We start from the raw sequence: 7,252 nt of genomic DNA, 5'->3' as shown, positions 1-7,252 counted from the left end.
AAGCCAAATCCGGATGGCCAAAAAACGATTTCAATAGTCGTGGCAATTTTTGCAAACGTCGAAGCTGCCGGTAAACAGTGCTCCGAAGTTGTTCTTTGCTGTTAATGATCTTTTTACCGACGTGATGGTATTTGATATAGCCCCAAACAGACTCGTCAGGATTCAGCTCCGGCGAGTACGGCGGCAGGAAGAACAACCTGAGCTTGCCGTCGAGACTCTCAACATAGTCTCGAACCCGACGAGCATGATGAACCGGGTGGTTATCGAGGATCAGGAAAACCGGCTTGTCAACGTCTTGCACCAGAGCCTTGAGGAAACCAAGAAACGCATCGGTGTTCATGTTGCCCTGAATGGTCTTAAAGCGAAGCTCGCCGCGAGGCGAGATGGCCGAGATCAGATTGATGCTGAAGCGACTGCCCGTATTACGGATGATCGGAGTTTCACCCCTGGGTGCCCAGGTGGTGCCACTGTGATAATCAGACCGAATGCTGGCTTCATCGCCGAAATAGATGGTGGCGCCGACTTTTTTTGCTTCCTTGCGAATTTCCGGGTAGGTCTCTTCTTTCCATTGTTTCACGGCCTCTGGCTTTTGCTGGTAGGCCCGATGCAGGGGTTTCTGAGGCGTCAGCCCCAGGTTTCGAAGCAGACGACCGACCGAGACATCGCTTAACCGGACGTTGAACTTTTGCCGGATGAGCTCACGCACTCGGCCCCGAGTCCACAGGGCAAAATCAAACTTCAACTGGTCCGGCGTAAAGGTCGTTATCCAGATATACAGCTCCCGGATCTGAGCACCGCTCAGTTTCTTGGGACGACCGGAAATCTGCTTGGCCTTGAGCGCGTCAAAGCCACCCTCGCGGTAGGCAGCCAGCCATTCATAGATTCGTGCTCGGCTCATCCCCAGCGCTTTGATGACGACTTCTGGACTCTCGCCATCCATGACCCGTTGAACGGCGCGAACGCGAATGGCTTCTAATGTTTTGTGATCAAGTTTACGACCGTCATCGTGGCGCATGTGTGTAAATATCCGATAAGCTTGGCGAACGGAGCCTACATTATAAATGATGTTCGCTTACTTTCGAACCCATTAGTAGATGCATTTTACTTGGCCAGCGTAATAGGGCAAAAGTGCCTTGAGCGCATCTAAATTGTCACCCTGAATTAGCATGTTAATCGTACCCCGGTCACCATAGCTCAGCTCAGGAACTTCTTCTAACAGGCGATACGGGGTGCGCTCAGCAATGCGCTCATCTTCGTCTCTGGTCAGCCATCGTAATGTTGGCATGGATTCTATTTCTTCCTTTAGAACGTTGATCTGTATTTAGGCTTTACGGGGGAAAATTTACACTCTTTTCATAGTAATTTTTGCTCTATCCTGCGGAGAGAAGCGTTTAATGTCGTGCGGCTAACTCCAAAATGCTGCGCCACCTCAGTCTTGGTGATCTTCGGGTCCAATAACATCGCGGCGGCTTTCTGTGTGTCCGTCTTGGACAACGCCGGCTTCCGGCCGCCCTTGCGCCCCCTGGCCCGAGCAGCCTCCAATCCAGCCATTGTCCGCTCCCGAATCAGGTCTCGCTCAAACTCAGCCAGGGCCCCGAAAATATGGAATACCAGGCGGCCGCCTGAACTGGTGGTGTCGATGGATTCCGTCAGGGACTTAAAGCCAATCCCACGATCCTGGAGGTCCTGAACAATCTCCACCAGGTCCTTCAATGATCGGGCGAGGCGGTCCAGCTTCCACACGATCAGGATATCGCCCTTCCGGAGCGTACGGAGACACTGCGACAGCTCAGGTCGCTCCCGGAGAGTTCCGGTGAATTTTTCCTGAAACACCTGTTCAGCCCCGGCTTTCTCCAGGGCATCCACTTGGAGTTCGGGGTTTTGGTCTTGGGTGCTGACGCGTGCATAACCTATGATCATAAAAGGCACCTTTTCTGTTCATAGATTGTTGTACGTGATTGTTGGACGCGAAACAAGCCGAAATTGGGTAATTTTGAGGGGTGAACGAGAGTGTCCAACAAACGACCATTTTCTGTTCAAAAACATAGCCCGGCAAAGCGCGGGACCTTAGGTCAGGACAAGGGCGCGGCCGCAACACTAGAGTGACAACGCAATGGCTGCCGTCCAAGCCAGGATGAAACAAAAGCGAACATTGGGGAGCTTTGCAAAGATACACGCTCCCACCGGAAAGCGGAACTTTCTGCCTCTCCGGGACGGTAAGTTCGCAGTAGTTTTATAAACGTCCTTGGAAACGGGACAGAACTACTCTCTAGTCTGGCGCCATTAAATAGTTGACGCGGCCCTATCTCTCAAATACCTAGAATAGGACTACTACTGCAAACGATCACCCGCATCGCTCCGCGTGTAATGGCAACGTAGAGGTTCTGCTTTGTCAGCTGGTCACCGTTGAGGATGACCACGACTTCAGCCTCCAGGCCTTTGAGCAGTAGGGTACTGCCAACACCTCTGTTAGGGATTTTTCTGCCTTTTGCTCGATAGTTTTCCCGAACTTGGAGAGCCGCTTCTTTTAAAGTAACTCCTTTTTGGTGAGCTGAACGTAGCGATTCGATACCACTGAAAAGAAGGGCTGGGCGGAAAACCCGGGTGCCGTTCATGGTGTGACAAACTTCCAAATACCTGGCCGCGGTGTCGTAAGAGGGGGTCTTCTGGAAGTTCAGAGCTTCTAGTTCCGCCGGTGAAGGCGACTTTCTTGAGCGTCCGCTATTGATCGTGGCAAGTCGTTTAGCTAGTTCGACAGAAGAAACACCGGTAATGGTACTTTGCGCAAATGCAGCGAGTACAGAGAGCCCATTCTCAGCTCCAGGGTTAAAATCCTCTGCGAACCCAATCAGTTGGTTCAGCGAGACCGCCTCAACCACAACAGCTCCTGGGGTCTGTTTTGCGCAGTCATGATGCCCAGTTACGTTGGTCGCTTCGCCAATAACAAGTACCCGCGCACCAGGTTTTGATATTGTCGTCTTCGCGGCCTGACGTCTAACCTCCGCATCATTTCCGCTGCCGAGTGGGTGCCACTCGACGCCAAGGGATGGAGCCTGCCGCAGGTCAATTGCACGTCCTGCAAGAAGCTCTCCACGGGCGAAAAGAAGCCAATGCCCTAAATCTTCGGCTCCAGCATTTTTCCAACGCCAGGGCGTATTAAGTTCCCCTGAAGCTGGGAAAAATCTGCTGACTTCTTGTTCCCAGTCGACCAAGACATTCCCACCAAAACTGAATATCGCCTGCATTGGATCCCCTAACACGCAAGTACGAAGTTCTTGGGCGAGAGCGCAAACGATTGCGTGCTGAACAGTGTTGCAATCTTGGTACTCGTCAACAATCACACGGTCGTATGAGGCTTGAAGTAATGCCCATAAGTGACGACGCTGAAGTAAGATGCTCGCGGCTTGGCGTATAGCAGGATAATCCCGACGAGGATTTAGTACGTCAGTGATGCTGGGGTCATGTCCAGAGACGGAGGGAAACATCTTGATGAGTTTCAGTGCCCAGCCATCTATTGTTACTAACCGGTACCGATTGCTGGAAACACCAGCACGATTGAGTCGTGTTCGAAGAGCAGCTACCCCGGCATTGGTATGGGTTAAGACTAAAATTGGCTTCGAACCGGAATGAGCCTTAAGCGCTTCAGTTATAAGTTCCGTTTTCCCACATCCGGCTGGAGCCATCACGGACCCTCGATCAATAGCCAAGAGATCGATTTCAGGCATCCCGCATCTCCACCCAAATGGAAAGCTCACTCATTATTGTGAGTAAATCTGGCGCTGATCGGTTTAGTGCAGGAGCAATAATGTCTCTGGTCACTGCCTCCATAATTCCTATGCTTTTGAACCAGCCTCTTTTTTGGCTGGCCGCCCTGCCAAGGCAAGCCCGGGTTTCCTGTGAGAGCGCGCCTGTCGTTAGTTGCTCATCGATAATCGTCTGGGATCCCATCGTGCCATCTGACACCGTCCTCAAGTGGCTATCAACCAAGTCCTCGTGATGCTCAATTGCACGATAGAGAAGGTCAATGCAAGCATCGCTTGGTAGGCTGTTAAACAATTGTTGTTCAAGAAATAAGGGAGCCTGCCAATGCAGTACTTGCCCATGATTTTGAGTAAATTCGGCTTCTAATAAGGGGTTTGGTTGGATATCAGCATCTCTCACCACCATGACCCGATAGCCGAGCTTTTGAAAGGCTAAAGCTCGCTCGTAAGCTTTGTCTGGGTGGCCGCCACCAATGTCGACGAGGGATGCGCCTAAAGCGGTGAAAGAAGGGGCACCATGGTCCGCTCTATATACATCAACTCCTCTTAAAAAACCCACCTCCGTTGCGCCTTCACAAACGATGACACTCCGAGCGAGAAAGGCCTCTGGGAACAGGCGTATCGTCCCTTGGAGTTGGTCGGTCTGGCCTATATTTGCAACAAAGTGATCATCAGCTGTTGGGCGAATTACCGTAAGCTGGGAACCATTGAGTTCTCTCAATGCGATAGGGGAGTGTGTTGTTGCAAAAACCTGGCGTTGTGGCTCCGAGTCCTTTGAGCCAAGTGACCGTAATAGACTGACAACACGATGTGGCTCCAATCCATACTCCAGCTCATCTGCGAGAACAATCGTCGATCCCGTGACTGTATGGCGCTGTAGTCCCGAAATTAAGAGCCTGCTAGAACCTACACCCATAGCCTTAAGTGGAATACCCTCGGCGTTGTGGAGGGCAATAGTTCCTGATCCAAACGAGACTGAATGTGAGTCAAGTAAGGCTTGCGCGCTACCACCGACATTCACTCCAAGGTCGCTTGCTGTATCCGTGACGATACCAAGTGCATCGGCAAGTTGGCTATTGGCTTGAGTGCCAAATGCCTCACGGGCATCACGCCCTGCCTGGATCAGTGCAGCTGAAGCATCCGCACGCTCTTCCGTCAGCTTGTTTAGAACTGACCCTCTTTGCCAACTTAAATTGTAGTCAGAGCTAGTCCCAATCCGCGTTGGCGCCAACATGACTTTCTCCCTCCAGGCGACCTGGCGAACAATGCCTTCAGCATTCGAACGTTCGGAATGTATCGTCCAGGAGGGTTCAAGGTCGCTTTCTACTGTCAGGGAGACCTGCAAAACCGGTTCTAGATTTGTTTGCGGCTCATCGTAGAGTTGGCTTTTGGCAGCGTCATAGCCTTTGAGAAATATTCCATAGGCATCGATCGACAAAAGTTCCTCAGGGAGCATGCCCACTATGATATGAACTTGGATCGGATTGGAGGTATCCATCCTATGAAAATCAGTATCAGCGAAAGGCACGTTTCGGCGAGCCCCAAGGCAAAGATCAATAGCATCTAGAACGGTCGATTTTGAACTATCGCCTGGACCAATTAAGCAATTCATCCCTGGCTCCGGTTGCCAACTTAGTTTCTTAATCCCCCTGAAATTTTTGATTACGATCCATCTGATGCAGGCCACTTACTATCTCCTTTCCGACCAATGCAAAACGGAAAGTCTAGCCTATTAAGACATGTCCGGGGTATGAGGCTTCTCAATTGCTGAGTCCACCTAACAAACGTAGGCGTTCCTGCGGCCGTTATTGCCCCATTTGAATGTTCGCTTTGCGACCTTACCGGCCACTCCGTTGCCTCTAATTTCGCCCAAGTCGTGGCGAAATGACGAATCGATCTTGAAACTCGGGCACCGGCCTGATGTGCAGGAAATGAGGCATTTCGGGTTGCTTGTTGATAGTCAGAATGCATGGCTTTTGCCTGTTATGGTCTTGTCGCTCAAACCTGTTTTTCAAGGTCGAGTTCTGGAAAACCGGTGGCGCAGCTTTGCGGGCATTGGTAGCATGGCCTTGTGCGGTTCATCTATATGATGCGTTGGGTGGTGGGTTTAAAGCCTACATGTTGTGTTTGGGTGTTGGATAAACAGGGCTGGAACAATCAATGTTGCTGATTGTGGACCTAGAGGCAACTTGCTGGGAGATGCAGCGGGCACCCAATGGTGATTCTCAGAGTATCCACAACATGGAGATCATTGAAGTTGGGTGTGCCGTCGCCACTCGGAAGGGAAACCTGCTGAACGCCTGCTCGTTTCTGGTCAGGCCAACCCGGAATCCTGTGCTGAGCGACTTCTGCATGGAGCTGACCGGGATCACCCAGTCGATGGTGGATGCCGCGCCCACGCTCCCCGAGACGATTGAGGCCATGAATGCCTGGCTGGGTGATCTGCCGGACGATTTCATCTGGTGCAGCTGGGGCAACTACGACAGATTGCATCTGGAAGCCCAAAGCCTGCTGGACGGGGCGCAGCCAGCTATCCTGGCCCGCCCTCATCTGAACCTGAAACGTATCTGGCGCCGCACCACCGGCCAGAAGAGGAAGAATGGTTTTGCCAACGCGCTAGCCTTTCACGGATTGGAATTTGAGGGCCATCACCATCGTGGTGTGGACGATGCGCGAAATATGGCCCGAGTCCTCCCGTATATGGATTGGTCTTTGGAACCCGAGTTGCTGACGCCACCGGAGGTGCCAGTATGAAACTGGTCTGTATTTCCGACACTCACAGTCTGCACCATCGCCTACCAGATATTCCAGATGGCGATGTCTTGATCCATGCCGGTGACTGCCTGGGCCTGGGCACGCTGGAAAACATAGAAGAGCTCAATGAATGGCTCGGAACGCTACCGCATCGGTATAAGATTGTGATTGCCGGTAATCACGACTGGGCCTTCCAGGAAACGCCGGAATTAGCACGGCAGGCACTAACGAATGCCATTTACCTGGAAGACAGCGGCGTGGAGATTGAGGGTATTCGGTTCTGGGGTTCACCCTGGACGCCCACCTTTATGGATTGGGCATTTATGCTGGAGCGTGGCCAGCAGTTGCACAAAAAATGGCAGCTTATACCGAGCGATACCGATGTGCTCATTACCCACGGCCCACCCAAAGGTATCGGCGATGAGGCAAACCTTGGATTCAAATGCCAGAATGTTGGCTGCATTGACTTGCTTGACCGAATCCAGCAACTCTCACTCAAAGCGCACATTTTTGGTCATATCCATGAAGGCTATGGGGAGTATCAGAAGGGGCTAACGACGTTGATCAATGCCAGCACCTGCACCGCTCGGTATGAGCCGCGGAACGCGCCGATTGTGATAGAAGTTTGAAGCGGTCAAATTTGACCGGGGAGTCGAAATGACAGCAGAAGAGCTGATAACGCAACTACAAAAGTTGCCGCCGGAGACGCCAGTGCTGGTCGAGGGCTACGAAACCGG

The 7,252-nt window shown here is 52.0% G+C and carries 7 protein-coding genes; 2 read left to right on the top strand and 5 right to left on the bottom strand.

Annotated features, from left to right (window positions below; all coding sequences use genetic code 11):
* The 5 genes from B9Q17_RS17645 to B9Q17_RS17625 all read right to left on the bottom strand — a co-directional run.
* Nucleotides 1–1,015 (bottom strand): IS630 family transposase (locus B9Q17_RS17645; RefSeq protein ID WP_094626020.1); only part of this gene is annotated, 1,015 nt, incomplete at its 3' end.
* Nucleotides 1,016–1,087: 72 nt separating this feature from the next.
* Nucleotides 1,088–1,285, bottom strand: coding sequence for a hypothetical protein (locus B9Q17_RS17640; protein ID WP_094626173.1), 198 nt, complete (start codon nucleotides 1,283–1,285; stop codon nucleotides 1,088–1,090).
* Nucleotides 1,286–1,353: 68 nt separating this feature from the next.
* On the bottom strand, nucleotides 1,354–1,920 hold the full coding sequence (locus tag B9Q17_RS17635; RefSeq protein ID WP_094626172.1) for a recombinase family protein: 567 nt from the start codon (nucleotides 1,918–1,920) through the stop codon (nucleotides 1,354–1,356).
* A 389-nt stretch (nucleotides 1,921–2,309) separates the two neighbouring features.
* Nucleotides 2,310–3,725 (bottom strand): UvrD-helicase domain-containing protein, encoded by a 1,416-nt coding sequence (locus B9Q17_RS17630; RefSeq protein WP_094626171.1) that lies wholly within the window; start codon nucleotides 3,723–3,725, stop codon nucleotides 2,310–2,312.
* Nucleotides 3,718–5,448, bottom strand: a complete 1,731-nt coding sequence (locus tag B9Q17_RS17625) for an ATP-dependent nuclease (RefSeq protein ID WP_094626170.1) — start codon at nucleotides 5,446–5,448, stop codon at nucleotides 3,718–3,720. The genes B9Q17_RS17630 and B9Q17_RS17625 overlap by 8 nt, the downstream gene beginning before the upstream one ends.
* Before the next feature lie 473 nt (nucleotides 5,449–5,921).
* On the opposite strand from B9Q17_RS17625, the gene B9Q17_RS17620 reads away from it, so the two are divergent.
* Both B9Q17_RS17620 and B9Q17_RS17615 read left to right on the top strand, forming a co-directional pair.
* Nucleotides 5,922–6,515, top strand: coding sequence for a 3'-5' exonuclease (locus B9Q17_RS17620; RefSeq protein ID WP_094626169.1), 594 nt, complete (start codon nucleotides 5,922–5,924; stop codon nucleotides 6,513–6,515).
* Nucleotides 6,512–7,144, top strand: a complete 633-nt coding sequence (locus B9Q17_RS17615) for a metallophosphatase domain-containing protein (RefSeq protein ID WP_094626168.1) — start codon at nucleotides 6,512–6,514, stop codon at nucleotides 7,142–7,144. The genes B9Q17_RS17620 and B9Q17_RS17615 overlap by 4 nt, the downstream gene beginning before the upstream one ends.
* Nucleotides 7,145–7,252: the final 108 nt, after the last annotated feature.

The sequence above is a fragment of the Marinobacter vinifirmus genome (genome assembly GCF_002258215.1).
GTDB lineage: Bacteria > Pseudomonadota > Gammaproteobacteria > Pseudomonadales > Oleiphilaceae > Marinobacter > Marinobacter vinifirmus.
Note: the sequence above shows the minus strand (reverse complement) of the source record. Positions and strands in the feature narration are given on the sequence as shown.

Coding starts and splice junctions, on each gene's coding strand:
- B9Q17_RS17640 (WP_094626173.1), bottom strand. CDS start 1,285: ATGCCAACATTACGATGGCTGACCAGAGACGAAGATGAGCGCATTGCT.
- B9Q17_RS17635 (WP_094626172.1), bottom strand. CDS start 1,920: ATGATCATAGGTTATGCACGCGTCAGCACCCAAGACCAAAACCCCGAA.
- B9Q17_RS17630 (WP_094626171.1), bottom strand. CDS start 3,725: ATGCCTGAAATCGATCTCTTGGCTATTGATCGAGGGTCCGTGATGGCT.
- B9Q17_RS17620 (WP_094626169.1), top strand. CDS start 5,922: ATGTTGCTGATTGTGGACCTAGAGGCAACTTGCTGGGAGATGCAGCGG.
- B9Q17_RS17615 (WP_094626168.1), top strand. CDS start 6,512: ATGAAACTGGTCTGTATTTCCGACACTCACAGTCTGCACCATCGCCTA.